Consider the following 979-nt stretch of genomic DNA (forward strand, 5'->3'; position numbering starts at 1 on the left):
CCTTTTTGGCCCGGGCCTGCTGCGATTTTGGCAGCGCGTTGAGCACGTTGCCCATCTTGTGAAACCAGCAACGCTGATGCTTCGTTTGCGGAAACACTTCCTCCATCGCTGCCCAGAATCCCATTGCACCATCGCCGCAGGCCAGCAGCGGCCCTGACTGCAGCCCACGCTTCTTCAGATCGAGCAGCAGTTCACTCCACGACGCCTTCGATTCCCGATAGCCGTCACCGATTGCCACGCGCTCCTTCGTTCCGTCCGGTTTGACGCCAATGATCACCAGCAGACACTGGCCATCGGAATCGTCGCTGCGCACACCCGTGTGAATGCCATCGGCCCACCAATACACCCAGTGCGCCGACGACAGGTCACGTCGGTTCCATTGCTCATGCTCTTCGGCCCATTGAGCCTTCAGTCGACTCACGACGTTCGGTCACATGCCGCTGACCGGGCCGCCCAGCATGATCCCCATCGCTTCGCTCATGTCGCCCGTCGAGATGCCTCGCAGGTACAGCCACGGCAGTGCTGCCGACACGCGTGCGGACTTGCGCACGTACGGCGGCACCACCGTCGAATTGAACCGGATGCCCGAACCCGAGCGATCACGTACCTTCGGCACCTTGACCGTCACCGGGCCGATCGCGGTGACGACCTCGCGCTCGGGCAGGTAGCCGTTACGCACCACGGCTCGCCGGCCATCGATCGATTTCACATTGCTGTACTGTTCGAGCATGGTCGCCAGTTCCGCCTCGACTGCCTGCTCGATGAGCTGTCGCGCGCCTTGCTGGATCAGCTCATCGAGCACGCTCTTCGTTTCTGCTTTACCGCCGTTCGCTTCTTCCGTAATCTTCTTCATGGTGCTCGGTTCCGGCCTTGCCGGGTTCGCTGGTTATGCCTTCGACAAGCAACATTCTCAGCTAAACCGCCACCGCCCTCTCAAATTCCCCTCGACCCCCACGTACACCACTTTCGACAATAACTC

At 60.9% G+C, this 979-nt stretch carries 1 pseudogene; it reads right to left on the reverse strand.

The features are described 5' to 3' along the window. Window positions 1-853, reverse strand: a pseudogene (locus HV796_RS42755) (IS256 family transposase); the annotation flags it as partial. Window positions 854-979 lie beyond the last annotated feature (126 nt).

Origin of the sequence: Paraburkholderia humisilvae (assembly GCF_902859855.1) — a bacterium.
Taxonomy (GTDB): Bacteria; Pseudomonadota; Gammaproteobacteria; order Burkholderiales; family Burkholderiaceae; genus Paraburkholderia; species Paraburkholderia humisilvae.